Here is a 15,150-nt window from a genome sequence, read left to right as displayed (position 1 = left end):
TCTGCCCCGCCGCGTTCAACGATGCAACTGTGTTGCAACCCACTTCTGCGTAGCGTTAGTGACCAGCAGCACATTTGTGTTTGACCCACTGCGAGGAGTGAACCCATGACTGTTTACGCGCGTCCCGGTGCCGAGGGTTCGGTGATGACCTACCCGGCCCGCTATGACAACTTCATCGGCGGCGAATGGGTGGCCCCCGCTGCCGGACGTTACTTCGAGAACCGTACCCCGGTAACCGGTGAAGTGTTCATCGAGATTGCCCGCTCGGACGAAGCCGACATCGAGAAGGCGCTGGACGCCGCGCACGCCGCCGCGCCTGCCTGGGGCAAGACCTCGCCGGCCGCCCGCGCCCGCGTCCTCAATCTCATCGCCGACCGCATCGAGCAGAACCTCGAGGCCATCGCCGTCGCCGAGTCCTGGGACAACGGCAAGCCGGTCCGCGAGACCCTGAACGCCGATATCCCGTTGGCCGTCGACCACTTCCGTTACTTCGCGGGCGTGCTGCGGGCGCAGGAAGGCTCGATCTCCGAGATCGACGACGACACCGTCGCCTACCACTTCCACGAGCCGCTCGGCGTCGTCGGCCAGATCATCCCGTGGAACTTCCCGATCCTGATGGCCGTGTGGAAGCTGGCCCCCGCGCTCGCCGCCGGCAACGCCATCGTGCTCAAGCCCGCCGAGCAGACCCCGGCCTCGATCATGTTCCTGTTCTCGGTCATCGGCGACCTGCTGCCGCCGGGTGTTGTCAACGTGGTCAACGGTTTTGGTGTCGAGGCCGGCAAGCCGCTGGCGTCGAGCAACCGCATCGCCAAGATCGCCTTCACCGGCGAGACCACCACTGGCCGGCTGATCATGCAGTACGCCAGCCAGAACCTGATCCCGGTCACCCTGGAGCTGGGCGGCAAGAGCCCGAACATCTTCTTTAGCGACATCATGGCCGCCGAGGACGACTTCCAGGACAAGGCGCTCGAAGGCTTCACGATGTTCGCGCTGAACCAGGGCGAGGTCTGCACGTGCCCGTCGCGCAGCCTGATCCAGGCCGACATCTTCGACGAGTTCCTGGCGCTGGCCGCGATCCGCACCAAGGCCGTCCGCCAGGGCGACCCGCTGGACACCGAGACCATGATCGGCGCGCAGGCCTCCAACGACCAGCTCGAGAAGATCCTGTCCTACATCGAGATCGGCAAATCCGAAGGCGCACAGCTGATCACCGGTGGTGAGCGGGCCGAGCTCGGCGGCGACCTCAACGGTGGCTACTACGTGACGCCGACGGTGTTCTCCGGCCACAACGGCATGCGGATCTTCCAGGAGGAGATCTTCGGACCCGTGCTGTCGGTGACGTCGTTCAAGGACTACGACGACGCGATCTCGATCGCCAACAACACGTTGTACGGCCTGGGCGCCGGCGTGTGGTCGCGCAACGGCAACGTCGCCTACCGGGCGGGCCGCGACATCAAGGCCGGCCGCGTGTGGACCAATTGCTACCACATGTACCCCGCGCACGCCGCGTTCGGCGGCTACAAGCAGTCCGGCATCGGCCGGGAGAACCACAAGATGATGCTGGACCACTACCAGCAGACGAAGAACCTGCTCGTCTCGTACTCGACGAAGGCCCAGGGCTTCTTCTGATGAGCCTGCGCGCGAGCAAACGAAGCGCGTAGCTCCCACGAACCGCGAGCGCCCGCGTACCCCCCGAATGCGCGGGCGCTCGCTTCTATTCTCCGGTCGGCGTATCTCAAATACGTTCGGCGACATAATGATCAAGGCCAGCACCAGACGACTCCTGGGGGCAGGCCAGTTCGGCATCAGCCATCCCATTTTCAGGAGTTTCCAGTGTCCATCACCAACCCACCCAGTGAGCACTCCGCTCGCGGTGTCGAAGAGCACGTCGAGAGCAACGAATATCTCGCGAAGCGGCAGCTGAAGAAGGGCACGGCCGGCTGGCTGCTGCTCGCCGGCCTCGGTGTCAGCTACGTGGTGTCCGGCGACTACTCCGGCTGGAATTTCGGTCTGGCACAAGGCGGTTTCGGTGGCCTGGCCATCGCTGCCGTGATCATCGCCGGCATGTACCTGGCTCTGGTGCTCGGTATGGCCGAGCTGTCCTCGGCACTGCCCGCCGCGGGCGGCGGCTACACCTTCGCCCGCCGCGCCCTCGGCCCATGGGGCGGCTTCGCCACCGGCACCGCGATCCTGATCGAGTACTCGATCGCCCCGGCGGCCATCGCGACGTTCATCGGCGCGTATGTGGAATCGTTGGGACTCTTCGGAATTCACAACGGCTGGTGGGTATATCTGGCGGCCTATGCCCTCTTCATCGGCATCCACCTCTCCGGTGTCGGTGAGGCGCTCAAGGTGATGTTCGTGATCACCGCCATCGCGCTGCTGGGCCTGGTGATCTTCGCGGTCTGTGCCATCGGGCAATTCGACATGGCCAACCTGACCAACATCGTGGTGGACACCGGAGCGGCCGGATCATCCATGGTGCTGCCGCACGGTTACCTGGGCATCTGGGCGGCCATCCCGTTCGCGATCTGGTTCTTCCTGGCCATCGAGGGCGTGCCGCTGGCCGCCGAGGAGACCGCCAACCCGGAGAAGAACGTGCCCCGCGGCATCATCGCGGCGATGGCGATCCTGCTGGTCACCTGCGCCGTCGTGCTGTTCCTCACCACGGGTGTCGGTGGCGCCCAACAGATGTCGGCCTCGGGCAACCCGCTGGTCGAGGCCCTCGGGTCCGGCACCGGCGCCAAGCTGGTCAACTACATCGGCCTGGCCGGCCTCATCGCGAGCTTCTTCTCGATCATCTACGCGTACTCCCGCCAGCTGTTCGCCCTGTCCCGGGCGGGCTACCTGCCGACCCAGCTGTCGGTGACCAACTCGCGCAAGGCGCCGACGCTGGCGCTCATCGTCCCCGGCGTCATCGGCTTCCTGCTGTCGCTGACCGGCAAGGGCGACCTGCTGCTGAACATGGCCGTCTTCGGCGCTGCCGTGAGCTACGTGCTGATGATGGTGAGCCACATTGTGCTGCGCCGTCGTGAGCCCAACATGCCGCGGCCCTACCGCACCCCGGGCGGCATCGCGACCACGTCGTTCGCTCTCGTCATCGCCGTCGTCGCGGTCATCGCGACCTTCCTGGTGAACCCGGTCGCCGCGGGGCTGTGCCTCCTGGTGTTCTGCGCCTTCATGCTCTACTTCGCGGTCTACAGCCGGCACCGTTTGGTGGCAAACTCTCCTGATGAAGAGTTCGCGATGCTCGCAGAAGCCGAGGACGAGCTGAAATGAAGTACCACCAGCGGGTTTCGGGGGTGAACTACACCTTCGACGGGCTTGTGGACTTGATGGCCAAGGCCACGCCGCTGCGCTCCGGTGATGAACTCGCCGGGTGCGCGGCCCGGAGCGACGCCGAACGGGCTGCCGCGGCGTGGGCGCTGGCCGAGCTTCCGCTGGACACCTTCCTCAACGACGCGGTGGTGCCCTACGAGACCGACGAGGTCACCCGCCTGATCATGGATTCCCATGACCAGCAGGCGTTTTCCGAAATCTCCCACCTGACGGTGGGAGGTTTCCGGGACTGGCTGCTCGACGCGGTGGCCGGCGACGACGCCGCCACGAAGATCGCGGCCGTCGCACCCGGTATCACGCCGGAGATGGCGGCAGCGGTCTCGAAGATCATGCGGAACCAGGACCTGATCGCCGTCACCGCGGCCACTCAGGTGCACGCGGCGTTCCGCAGCACCATCGGGCTGCCGGGCACGCTGGCCACCCGGTTGCAGCCGAACCACCCGACCGACGATCCGCGCGGCATCGCCGCCGCCGTGCTCGACGGACTGCTGATGGGCTGCGGCGACGCTGTCATCGGCATCAACCCGGCCACCGATTCGCCGCAGGCCACCGCCGACCTGCTGCACCTGCTCGACAACATCCGCAGCCGCTACGACATCCCCGCGCAGTCCTGCGTGCTGTCGCACATCACCACCACCATCGGCCTCATCGAGGCCGGCGCCCCGGTGGACCTGGTGTTCCAGTCCGTCGCGGGTACCGAGGGCGCCAACAAGGCCTTCGGCGTCGACATGGCGCTGCTGCGTGAAGGCAACGAGGCCGGCCGGTCCCTGAACCGCGGCACCGTCGGCAACAACGTCATGTACCTGGAGACGGGGCAGGGCTCGGCGCTCAGCTCGGGTGCCCACCTCGGTACCGGCGGCCGGCCCGTCGATCAGCAGACCCTGGAAACCCGCGCCTACGGCGTCGCCCGCGCTCTGGACCCGCTGCTGGTCAACACCGTCGTCGGCTTCATCGGACCCGAGTACCTGTACGACGGCCGGCAGATCATCCGGGCCGGGCTCGAGGACCACTTCTGCGGCAAGCTGCTCGGCCTGCCGATGGGCGTCGACGTCTGTTACACCAACCACGCCGAAGCCGACCAGAACGATATGGACACGCTCCTCACGCTGCTGGCGGCGGCGGGCTGCGCCTTCGTCATCACGGTGCCGGGTGCCGACGACGTCATGCTCGGCTACCAGAGCCTGTCCTTCCACGACGTCGTGGCCGTCCGTCGCACCCTCGGTTTGAAGCCGGCTCCGGAATTCGACGCCTGGCTCAAGAAGGTCGGGATGACCGACGACGCTGGCAAGCTCACCAAGTTCGATCTGCAGCGCTCGGCGCTGCGGGCGCTCACCGCGGCGGGATGACGATGACCGAAGATCTTGCAATCCAAGAGTTTTGGGACGAGCTCCGCAAGACCACCCAGGCCCGGATCGGGCTGGGCCGCGCCGGCAACGCACTGCCCACCCGCGAGGTCCTCGAACTGGCCGCGGCCCATGCCGCGGCCCGCGACGCCGTGCACGAGCCGCTCGACGTCGAAGCCCTCGCGGCGCGGGTCCGGGAGATCGGCATCGGCGAACCGGCTGTGGTTTCCAGCCAGGCCGAGTCCCGCAGCGAGTACCTGCGCCGTCCCGACCTCGGCCGGCTCCCGGCCCAGCCCATGGACGTGCCGGAGACCCCGGCGGACATCGGGTTCGTGCTGGCCGACGGACTCTCGCCGTACGCGCTCGCCAAACATGGTCCGGCGCTCCTCACCGAACTGGTGGCCGTGCTGCGCGACGACTACACGCTGGCGCCGCCGGTCATCGCGACGCAGGCCCGCGTGGCCCTCGGCGACCACGTCGGCGCGGCGGCGAAGGTGCGCACCCTGCTGGTCATCATCGGGGAGCGGCCCGGCCTGTCCGTCGCGGACAGCCTGGGTATCTACCTGACGCATCTGCCGATGCCGGGGCGCACCGACGCCGACCGCAACTGCATCTCGAACATCCACCCGCCCGAGGGGCTCGGCTACACCGAGGCCGCGAAGGTCGCGGCGGGGCTGGTGTCCGGTGCCCGTGCCCTCGGCCGCTCCGGCGTCGACCTCAAAGACACCTCCCGCGACACCTCGCTCGAGGCGCCCGGCGCCGCCGAACTCACCTGACACCCACAGGAGAAGCGTGACCCGCATGACCCGACTGGCCTCCGCCGCTGCGCTGGCCGGCCTCCTCGCCGTGTCCGGCTGCAGCAGCAGCAACGACAGCACCCCGGCGGCACAGTCGTCGACCAGCAAGGCCTCCTGCCGGACGCTGGCGCAGAACTCGGCCTGGTACGGCGACAACCGGGATCGGATCGACGCGATGCTCGCCAAACTGGGCACCTGCGGCGCCGCCGGTTCGGTGACCGCCGGTGCGCCGCTGGCGTTGTTCGACTGGGACAACACCATCGTCAAGAACGACATCGGCGACGCCACGTTCTTCTGGATGGTGCGCAACGGCAAGTTGCGGGCCCCCGCAGACGGCCCAGGCGGCAGCTGGGTCGGCACCAGCCCCTACCTGACGCCGCAGGCCGCATCGGCTTTGAGTCGCGCCTGCGCCGCGGCCAAGCCGGGGCAGCCGATGCCGACCGACACCGACACCGCTTGCGCCGACGAACTCGTGTCGATCTACACCGATGCCAAGACGACGGCGGGAGAGCCCGCATTCGCCGGGTTCAACGCGCGCCGCATGGAACCGGCGTACGCCTGGGCGGCGCAGATGCAGGCGGGGTGGCGCGAATCCGATGTGATCGGGTTCGCGCAGACTGCCCGCAAGGAGAACCTCGATGCCGCCGAGGGCACCGAACAGAAGGTCGGCAGCGGCATGCAGACCGGGTGGGTCCGTTACTACCCGCAGATGCGCGACCTGGTGGAAACCTTGCACGCCAACGGTTTCGACGTGCGGATCATCTCGGCTTCGGCCGAGCCGGTGGCCCGGGTATGGGCCGAAGAGCTCGGGATCCCGGCCGATCACGTGATGGGTGTGCGGACCGAGCACGACGGCGATGTGCTGACCGCGCGGCTGGTGCCGTGCGGCGGCGAAGTGGCCATCACCTACATCGAGGGCAAGCGCTGCCGGGTCAACGAAGAGGTGTTCGGGGTCAGCGGCCCGGCCGCGTTCGATCAACAGCCCGAGCCCAAGCGGGCCGCGTTCGCCGCGGGTGATTCCGACACCGACGTCACGTTCTTGACCGACGCGACCGCGCTGCGCCTGGTGCTCAACCGGAACAAGACCGAGCTGATGTGCACGGCCTACGACAACGCGGGCGGAAACTGGCTGGTCAACCCGATGTTCATCGACCCGAAGAAGCAGGGCGGACCGTACGCCTGCGCCACCAAGGGGTACATCGAGCCGTCGGGAGTCAAAGCCCCGCTGCACCGGCCGGACGGCAGCGTCGTGCCCGATCAGCAGGACCGGGTGTACTGAGGCCTCGCGGCCGCCACCCGCGTTTTGACCTGCGGTGACGCCCGCAGGTAAGCTCCATCGTTGGTGCGCTGCAGGCCGTCAGGCCAGTGGTTCCCGGGTCACCGTCGGTCGCCGGGAAATACCAGGTCGCGCACTTGGCCGGCACCCGGATAGCACCGGGACTCAACCCGAGAAGAAGAGGTATAGCTGTGCCTACATTCACGCCGAAGGCGGGTGACACCACGCGTAAGTGGTACGTCATCGACGCCCAAGACGTGGTGCTCGGCCGGCTCGCCGTGGAAGCAGCCAAGCTGCTCCGCGGCAAGCACAAGCCGACGTTCACGCCCAATTCCGATGAAGGTGACTTCGTCATCATCATCAACGCCGAGAAGATTGCCCTGTCGGGCAAGAAGCTCACCGACAAGTTTGCTTACCGTCACTCGGGTTTCCCGGGCGGTCTGAGCAAGCGCTCCATCGGCGAACAGCTGGTGAAGCACCCGACCCGCACCGTTGAGAACGCGATCGTCGGCATGCTCCCGCACAACAAGCTGTCCCGCCAGGTGCAGAAGAAGCTGAAGGTGTACGCGGGTCCCGACCATCCGCACGCCGCGCAGCAGCCGATTCCGTTCGAGATCAAGCAGGTGGCCCAGTGACTGAAGTTGACGTGACTGAAGTGACCGAGGTGACCGAAGTTGCCGAGGCTCCTGAGTTCGAGGCGACCGAAGAGTCGGCTCCCCGCGAGCCCGTCTACATCGACCGCCCGATCCAGACCGTTGGCCGCCGCAAGGAAGCCGTTGTCCGCGTTCGCCTGGTGCCCGGCACCGGCAAGTTCAACCTGGACGGCCGTTCGCTCGAGGAGTACTTCCCGAACAAGGTGCACCAGCAGCTGATCAAGGCTCCGCTGGTGACCGTCGACCGCGTCGACACGGTGGACATCTACGCCCACCTCGACGGTGGCGGCCCCTCGGGTCAGGCCGGCGCGCTGCGTCTGGCCATCGCCCGTGCGCTGATCCTGGTTCAGCCCGAGGATCGTCCGGCACTCAAGAAGGCCGGGTTCCTGACCCGTGACCCGCGTGCCATCGAGCGCAAGAAGTACGGCCTCAAGAAGGCCCGTAAGGCGCCTCAGTACAGCAAGCGCTGATCGTTTCTGCTCGTGGGCGGGCGTGTCGCAGTCTGGACACGCCCGCCTTCGGCGTTTCATGAGGGCATCGCTGGAGAAAGAAGGTCCATGAGTCGGCTGTTCGGCACCGATGGCGTCCGTGGCGTCGCAAACCGTGATCTGACCGCGGAGTTGGCGCTGGCGCTGGGTTCAGCCGCCGCTCGTCGGCTCTGCTCGACCTCGGGAGCCGGCCGTTGCGTCGCGGTCGTCGGACGCGACCCCCGGGCCAGCGGCGAGATGCTGGAGGCCGCGGTCATCGCCGGCATCACGAGCGAGGGCGTCGACGTGTTGCGGGTTGGCGTGCTGCCGACCCCGGCGGTGGCCTACCTGACGGCCTCGTACGACGCGCAGCTCGGCGTGATGATCTCCGCCTCGCACAACCCCATGCCGGACAACGGCATCAAGATTTTCGGTACCGGCGGACACAAGCTCGACGACGACACCGAGGACCGCATCGCGGAACTGGTCGCCGCCGGTCCAGGCACCCGGCCGACGGGTGCCGGCATCGGCCGCGTGCTCGACGCCCCCGACGCACTGGACCGCTACCTCACGCATGCCGCCAAGGCCGCGGTCGCCCCGCTGGCCGGGCTGACCGTGGTCGTCGACTGCGCGAACGGCGCCGCCTCGACGGCCGCACCGCAGGCGTACCGGGCCGCGGGCGCGACCGTCATCGCGATCAACGCCGAGCCGACAGGCCTCAACATCAACGACGGCTGCGGCTCCACCCACATGGCGCAGCTGCAGCAGGCCGTCATCGAGCACGGAGCCGACCTGGGTCTGGCCCACGACGGTGACGCCGACCGCTGTCTGGCCGTCGATGCGTCTGGCGCCCTGGTCGATGGTGACGCGATCATGGTGGTGCTGGCGCTGGCCATGCGCGACGCCGGTGAGCTGGTCTCGAACACGTTGGTGGCCACGGTGATGAGCAATCTCGGTCTGCACCTGGCCATGCGCGAGGCAGGCATTGAGGTGCGCACCACCGGCGTCGGCGACCGGTACGTGCTCGAAGAACTACGCGCGGGCCGCTTCTCGCTGGGCGGCGAGCAGTCCGGCCACATCGTGATGCCCGAGCTGGGTACCACCGGCGACGGCATCGTCACCGGCTTGCGGCTGATGTCGCGGATGGCGCAGACGGGGGAGTCGCTGGCCGCCTTGTGTGCGCCCATGCAGACGCTGCCGCAGGTGCTGATCAACGTCCAGGTGGCCGACAAAGCCACGGTCGCGCAGGCGCCGGCGGTGCAGACCGCAGTCGCCGAGGCCGAGGCCGAACTCGGCGACACCGGCCGAATTCTGTTGCGGCCCTCCGGAACCGAGCAGGTGGTCCGGGTCATGGTGGAGGCGGCCGACGAGGACACCGCGCGGATGGTGGCGTTCCGGGTGGCCGAGTCGGTGAGCGACCAGCCCTAGCCGGTGCGCGGCATGTGGTCGCGGTAGTCGGCCGCCTGATCCACGAGCGTCAGGTCGGCGTCATCGAGCGGGAACTGATGTGATCTCACGGCATCGAGGACGGCGTCGAATCGACGCATTACCCGAGGTGTGGTGATCCCGAATTGCGCCAGGGACGCGTCGTTGGATGGTTCGGCACCCGATGCGCAGCCCAGCACAAAGGTGAGGATTCCGCGGTCGTACCAATCAAGGTGCATCGTTGTCTCCCTCTCCTGCAACATGATTCAGCATTCGACATAGTTCACCGGCACGTTGACCGCGAGGCCGCCGGTGGAGGTTTCCTTGTACTTCGACAGCATGTCTGCGCCGGTGGTCCGCATGGTCTCGATGACCTGATCCAGCGAGACGTAATGGGCGCCGTCGCCGCGCAGCGCCATGCGGGCCGCGTTGATCGCCTTGCCGGCCGATATCGCGTTGCGCTCGATGCACGGAACCTGGACGAGCCCCTGGATGGGATCGCAGGTGAGTCCGAGGCTGTGCTCCATCGCGATCTCGGCCGCGTTTTCGACCTGTTCCGTTGTGCCACCGAGGATTTCGGCGAGTGCGCCGGCGGCCATCGATGCGGCGGACCCAACCTCGCCCTGGCAGCCGACTTCGGCGCCGGAGATGGACGCCCGCTCCTTGTAGAGCGAACCGATGGCTCCCGCGGTCAGGAGAAACCGCACCGCGGTGCCGTCGGGATCCTGCTTGCCTGCCCGGGTGTAGTGCACGGCATAGTGCATCACCGCGGGCACGATGCCTGCCGCGCCGTTGGTGGGAGCGGTGACGACGCGTCCGCCGGATGCGTTCTCCTCGTTGACGGCCAGTGCGACGAGGTTGACCCAGTCCTCGGCGAACTCGGGCTGCTTGTTCCAGTCCTCGGCATTGAGACGCTCGAACCAGTCTCTCGCGCGGCGGCGCACTCGCATGGGTCCGGGTAGGTAACCGTCGCGCGCGATGCCGCGCACTTCGCACTCGACCATCACGTCGCGGATGTGCAGCAGCCGCGCCCGGACTTCGTCGGCGGTTCGGGTCTCGCATTCGACGGCCATCATGAGATCGCTGACGCGGCAGTCACGTTGGCGGCAGAGTTCCAGCAGTTCCTTGGCGGAGTCAAACGACAGCGTCTGGGCCGTGACGGCTCGTGCGGCCGGTTCCAGACTTTCGGCCTCGGTGACGACGAACCCGCCGCCGATGGAGAAGTAGGTCTGCTTGTGCAGCTCGGCACCGTGGGCATCGCGTGCGGTCAGCGTCATGCCGTTGGGATGGAACGGCAGTACGGTCAACGGGCGCAGGATCATGTCGGATTCGGCGAGCGCGATTGCCCGCAATCCACCGAGCATGATGTGGCCGCTGGCCCGCATCTCCTCGACGCGCCGTTCCATGATGTCGGTCCGGATCTCCTCGGGGCGGTTGCCTTCGAGTCCGAGCAGGATGGCGGTCATGGTGCCGTGGCCGGCGCCGGTAGCGGCCAGTGAGCCGAAGAGGTCGACCCGGACGTCCGCCACCCCGGCAGCACCGCCGAAGGCGCCGATGGTGTGCAGATCGTCGACGAAGCGGGCGGCGGCCCGCATCGGTCCGACGGTGTGTGAACTCGACGGACCGATGCCGACGGAGAACAGGTCGAACACGCTGATGGTCATCGGAATTTCCCCTTTCGATGTCCATAGACGGGCTGATAGACGAGTGATATATTAGTTACGTCACATACGGTAGATCAGCATTTGTACCTGGTCAAGCGGTACTTGTGGGGTCGCAGACGCCGTGTGAACCACGTCCGAACCATCGGAAAGAAATGGACTCGCCCATGGCGCATCAGCTCATCGATCCGCTCCTGCAGCCCTTCCGGCTGAAGAACATGACCCTGCGCAATCGCGTGGTGAGCACATCGCACGAGCCGTCCTACACCGAAGATGGCATGCCCAAGCGCCGCTACCGGCTCTATCACGAGGAGAAGGCCAAGGGCGGCATCTCGCTGACCATGATGGGCGGCTCCGCGGTGGTCGCGCCCGACAGCCCGTCCGCGTTCGGCAATCTGCATGTGTACAAGGACGAGATCGTGCCCTGGCTCAGCGAGCTGGCCTACGGCGTCCATGAGCATGGCGCCGCCGTCATGTGCCAGATCACCCACCTGGGCCGGCGCACGAGCAATTACGACGGCGACTGGCTGCCGGTCGTGTACCCGTCGGCGATCCGTGAGCCCGCCCACCGGTCCTTCCCCAAGGTGGCCGAGGAATGGGACATGGACCGCATCGTCAAGGCCTACGCCGACGCCACCGCGCGGTGCCGGGCGGCCGGCCTGGACGGTATCGAACTCGAGGCCTACACCCATCTGCTCGATGCATTCTGGTCGCCGCTGACCAACCACCGCGACGACGAGTACGGCATGGGGAGCATGGAGGATCGACTTCGCTTCCCGCTGAGGGTGATTCGCGCGGTGCGCGAGGCCGCCGGACCGGACTTCGCGGTCGGCATCCGGATGTCGCTCGACGAGGACCTGCCCGGCGGGCTGCAGTACGAAGACGGCATCGAGATCGCCAAGCGCCTGGTGCCCGAGGGCATCGACTTCATCAGCGTGATCAAGGGCTATATGGCGAGCGACGAGGCGCTGTCGCGCGTGATCCCGCCGATGGGTACGCCGGTCGCCCCGCACCTGTCCTTCGCCGGGCAGGTCAAGAAGGAGCTCGGAATCCCGGTCATGCATGCCAGCCGGATCAATGATGTGGCCACCGCGCGGCATGCGATCCGCGACGGCCTGCTCGACCTCGTCGGCATGACGCGCGCGCATATCGCTGATCCGCACATCGTCGCGAAAATCCAAGCGGGCGAGGAGGATCGCATTCGTCCCTGCGTCGGCGCGACCTACTGCCTCGACGAGATCTACCAGAACCGCGACGCCAAGTGCGTGCACAATCCGTCCACCGGCCGCGAGGATCGGCTGCCACATCGCGTGTCGAAGGCAACCGGGCCGGCGCGCACGGCGGTGGTCATCGGCGCGGGACCGGCGGGCCTGGAGGCCGCCCGGGTGCTCGGCGAGCGCGGCCACCGCGTCGTCGTCTTCGAGGCCGCCGACGTGGCCGGCGGTCAGGTCCGGATCGCGGCCTCGTCGCCGCGCCGGCGCGATCTCATCAGCATCATCGAGTGGCGGCTGGACGAGTGCAAGCTGCTCGACGTCGACATCCGCACCAACCGCTACGTCGATGTCGACGAAGTGCTGGCCGAGAACCCCGACATCGTGGTGGTCGCCACCGGCGGTGTCCCCAACACCGAATTCCTCACCGAGGGAGCCAATCTGGTCACCGATGGTTGGGATGTGTTATGCGGTGCGGTGCATCCGCGCGGCGAGGTCATGCTCTACGACGACAACGGTGGCCACCCGGGACTGGATGCCGCGGAGGTGCTGGCCCGCAGCGGCGTTGCCCTCGAGTTCGTCACTCCCGAACGGACATTGGCGCCCGACGTCGGCGGCGTGAACTACCCCGGCTACTTCAAGGTCTTCGCCGAGCACGACGTACACGTCACGCTCAACGAGCGGCTGACCGCGGTGCGCCGCAAGGACGGTCGGCTCGAAGTGGACCTCTACAACGAATATGCGCACGCCACCCGGCAGCGGATGGTCGACCACGTCGTCGTCGAACACGGCACCCTGCCGTCCGACGAGCTCTACTTCGGGCTCGTCGCCGGCTCGACCAACCTCGGCGAAGTCGACCAGCAGGCCCTGCTCAACCTGCAACCGCAGGACGTCGTCCGCAACACCGACGGCGGCTACCAGCTGTTCCGGATCGGTGACGCCGTCGCCAGCCGCAACATCCACGCCGCGATCTACGACGCGTTCCGGCTCTGCCTCGTTCTCTGATCACCCACGTCCCCTGAAACATCCCTGACCAAACAAGGAGTATCTCTATGCCGCAGCAAGTTCGAGGTGTCATCGCCCGCTCCAAGGGAGCACCGGTCGAAGTCACCACCATCGTGATCCCGGACCCTGGCCCCGGCGAGGTGGTGGTGAACATCCAGGCGTGCGGCGTCTGCCACACGGACCTGACCTACCGTGAGGGCGGCATCAACGACGAGTATCCGTTCCTGCTCGGCCATGAGGCCGCCGGCATCGTCGAAGAGGTCGGGCCCGGTGTGGAATCGGTGGCGGTCGGCGACTTCGTGATCCTCAACTGGCGCGCGGTGTGCGGTCAGTGCCGGGCGTGCAAGCGCGGTCGTCCGCAGTACTGCTTCGACACGTTCAACGCCACCCAGAAGATGACGCTGGAGGACGGCACCGAGCTGACCCCGGCGCTGGGCATCGGCGCGTTCGCCGACAAGACGCTGGTCCACGCGGGGCAGTGCACCAAGGTCGACGCCACCGCGGATCCGGCGGTGGTCGGCCTGCTGGGCTGCGGCGTGATGGCCGGCCTGGGCGCGGCGGTCAACACCGGCAACGTCTCCCGTGGCGACTCGGTGGCCGTGATCGGTTGTGGTGGCGTCGGCGACGCTGCCGTCATGGGTGCCCGGCTGGCGGGTGCCGGCAAGATCATCGCGGTCGACCGGGATCCGCGAAAGCTGGAGTGGGCCAAGGAACTCGGGGCCACCCACACCGTCAACGCCGCCGAGACCGACACCGTCGAGGCGGTGCAGGAACTCACCGGCGGATTCGGTGCCGACGTCGTGATCGACGCCGTCGGTCGCCCGGAAACCTGGAAGCAGGCGTTCTACGCCCGTGACCTCGCCGGCACCGTCGTCCTCGTGGGCGTACCCACCCCGGACATGACGCTGGAGATGCCGCTCGTCGACTTCTTCTCCCGCGGTGGCTCGCTGAAGTCCTCCTGGTACGGCGACTGCCTGCCCGAGCGCGACTTCCCGATGCTCGTCGACCTCTACCAACAGGGGCGAATCCCGTTGGAGCGCTTCGTCTCCGAACGAATCAAGCTCGACGAGGTCGAGGACGCGTTCCACACCATGCACGCGGGCAACGTCCTGCGCTCGGTGGTCGTGCTGTGAGTGGACAGCTCCGCATCGACCGCGTCGTCACCTCGGGCACCTTCAGCCTCGACGGCGGGACGTGGGACGTCGACAACAACGTGTGGGTGATCGGCGATGACTCCGAGGTGGTCATCGTCGACGCCGCCCACACCGCGCCCCAGATCATCGACGCCGTCGCCGGCCGTAACGTGGTGGCCGTCGTCGTGACCCACGGGCACAACGACCACGTGACCGTGGCCCCGGATCTGGCGTACGAGTTGCATGCTCCGATCCTGCTGCACCCGGGCGACGACATGCTCTGGAAGGCCAGCCATCCCGACGAGAAGTACTGGAATCTCGACGCCGGCCAGCGGGTCGGTGTCGCGGGGACCGAGATCGAGGTCATCCACACGCCCGGGCACTCGCCGGGGTCGGTGTGCCTGTACCTGCCGGAGGCCGGTGCGCTGTTCTCCGGCGACACTCTGTTCAACGGCGGACCCGGTGCGACCGGGCGGTCCTACAGCGATTTCCCGACGATCATCGACTCCATCCGGGATTCGATCCTGACGCTGCCGGAGGAGACCCGGGTGCACACCGGCCATGGTGACCACACCACGGTCGGTGCCGAGGCTCCGCACCTGGCGGAATGGATCGCCCGCGGCCACTGACGAAGGAAGTGGCCCATCCGGCCGGGCACTGAATCAAAAGCACTGTGCGGCGGCAACTCTGCTGAGTTGCCGCCGCATATTTGTGTGTCGAACGGGCAGAGCCAGGTGCACGTTCGTGTTCGGGTTGATCCTGTGCTGAGTGTTACGAATGTCGAGTGGACGCTGCCCTGGCCGCAGAGTCGATCCGGGTGTCGGGTTGATCCAGCGGTTG

The 15,150-nt window shown here is 67.2% G+C and carries 13 protein-coding genes; 11 read left to right on the top strand and 2 right to left on the bottom strand.

What is annotated here, in order from left to right; translation table 11 throughout:
• Positions 1-105: 105 nt before the first annotated feature.
• From adh to glmM, 8 genes are all read left to right on the top strand, one after another.
• Positions 106-1,629 (top strand): aldehyde dehydrogenase, encoded by a 1,524-nt coding sequence (gene adh, locus ACWW1C_RS22945; protein WP_455980416.1) that lies wholly within the window; start codon positions 106-108, stop codon positions 1,627-1,629.
• 204 nt (positions 1,630-1,833) lie between these two features.
• Entirely contained in the window at positions 1,834-3,279 is a 1,446-nt protein-coding gene (gene eat, locus ACWW1C_RS22940; RefSeq protein ID WP_455980415.1) for an ethanolamine permease, read from the top strand.
• Entirely contained in the window at positions 3,276-4,685 is a 1,410-nt protein-coding gene (locus tag ACWW1C_RS22935) for an ethanolamine ammonia-lyase subunit EutB (RefSeq protein ID WP_455980414.1), read from the top strand. Before eat ends, ACWW1C_RS22935 begins: the two co-directional genes overlap by 4 nt.
• Positions 4,682-5,458, top strand: a complete 777-nt coding sequence (gene eutC, locus ACWW1C_RS22930) for an ethanolamine ammonia-lyase subunit EutC (protein ID WP_455980413.1) — start codon at positions 4,682-4,684, stop codon at positions 5,456-5,458. Before ACWW1C_RS22935 ends, eutC begins: the two co-directional genes overlap by 4 nt.
• 25 nt (positions 5,459-5,483) lie before the next feature.
• Positions 5,484-6,758: an HAD family hydrolase gene (locus ACWW1C_RS22925; RefSeq protein WP_455984401.1), complete on the top strand. Its 1,275-nt coding sequence runs from the start codon at positions 5,484-5,486 to the stop codon at positions 6,756-6,758.
• Between the two features lie 188 nt (positions 6,759-6,946).
• Positions 6,947-7,390, top strand: a complete 444-nt coding sequence (rplM, locus tag ACWW1C_RS22920) for a 50S ribosomal protein L13 (RefSeq protein WP_064859820.1) — start codon at positions 6,947-6,949, stop codon at positions 7,388-7,390.
• Between the two features lie 11 nt (positions 7,391-7,401).
• Positions 7,402-7,878, top strand: a complete 477-nt coding sequence (rpsI, locus tag ACWW1C_RS22915; RefSeq protein ID WP_455984400.1) for a 30S ribosomal protein S9 — start codon at positions 7,402-7,404, stop codon at positions 7,876-7,878.
• An 87-nt stretch (positions 7,879-7,965) separates the two neighbouring features.
• A complete protein-coding gene (gene glmM / locus ACWW1C_RS22910) occupies positions 7,966-9,303 on the top strand; it encodes a phosphoglucosamine mutase (RefSeq protein ID WP_455980412.1) in 1,338 nt (445 codons plus the stop codon).
• Here glmM and ACWW1C_RS22905 read toward each other — a convergent pair.
• The gene (locus ACWW1C_RS22905) at positions 9,300-9,539 is read right to left on the bottom strand and encodes a hypothetical protein (RefSeq protein ID WP_455980411.1); all 240 of its coding nucleotides are present in this window, start codon (positions 9,537-9,539) and stop codon (positions 9,300-9,302) included. The two genes, glmM and ACWW1C_RS22905, sit on opposite strands and share 4 nt — an antisense overlap.
• A 27-nt stretch (positions 9,540-9,566) precedes the next feature.
• On the bottom strand, positions 9,567-10,964 hold the full coding sequence (locus ACWW1C_RS22900; RefSeq protein WP_455980410.1) for an L-serine ammonia-lyase: 1,398 nt from the start codon (positions 10,962-10,964) through the stop codon (positions 9,567-9,569).
• 164 nt (positions 10,965-11,128) lie between these two features.
• On the opposite strand from ACWW1C_RS22900, the gene ACWW1C_RS22895 reads away from it, so the two are divergent.
• From ACWW1C_RS22895 to ACWW1C_RS22885, 3 genes are read left to right on the top strand one after another with little or no spacing between them, the layout of a single operon-like run.
• Positions 11,129-13,177, top strand: a complete 2,049-nt coding sequence (locus ACWW1C_RS22895; protein WP_455980409.1) for an oxidoreductase — start codon at positions 11,129-11,131, stop codon at positions 13,175-13,177.
• Positions 13,178-13,224: 47 nt separating this feature from the next.
• On the top strand, positions 13,225-14,310 hold the full coding sequence (locus ACWW1C_RS22890) for an S-(hydroxymethyl)mycothiol dehydrogenase (RefSeq protein WP_455980408.1): 1,086 nt from the start codon (positions 13,225-13,227) through the stop codon (positions 14,308-14,310).
• Positions 14,307-14,939 (top strand): MBL fold metallo-hydrolase, encoded by a 633-nt coding sequence (locus tag ACWW1C_RS22885; protein WP_455980407.1) that lies wholly within the window; start codon positions 14,307-14,309, stop codon positions 14,937-14,939. Before ACWW1C_RS22890 ends, ACWW1C_RS22885 begins: the two co-directional genes overlap by 4 nt.
• Positions 14,940-15,150: the final 211 nt, after the last annotated feature.

It is taken from the genome of Mycobacterium sp. HM-7 (assembly GCF_053852335.1).
Note: the sequence above shows the minus strand (reverse complement) of the source record. Positions and strands in the feature narration are given on the sequence as shown.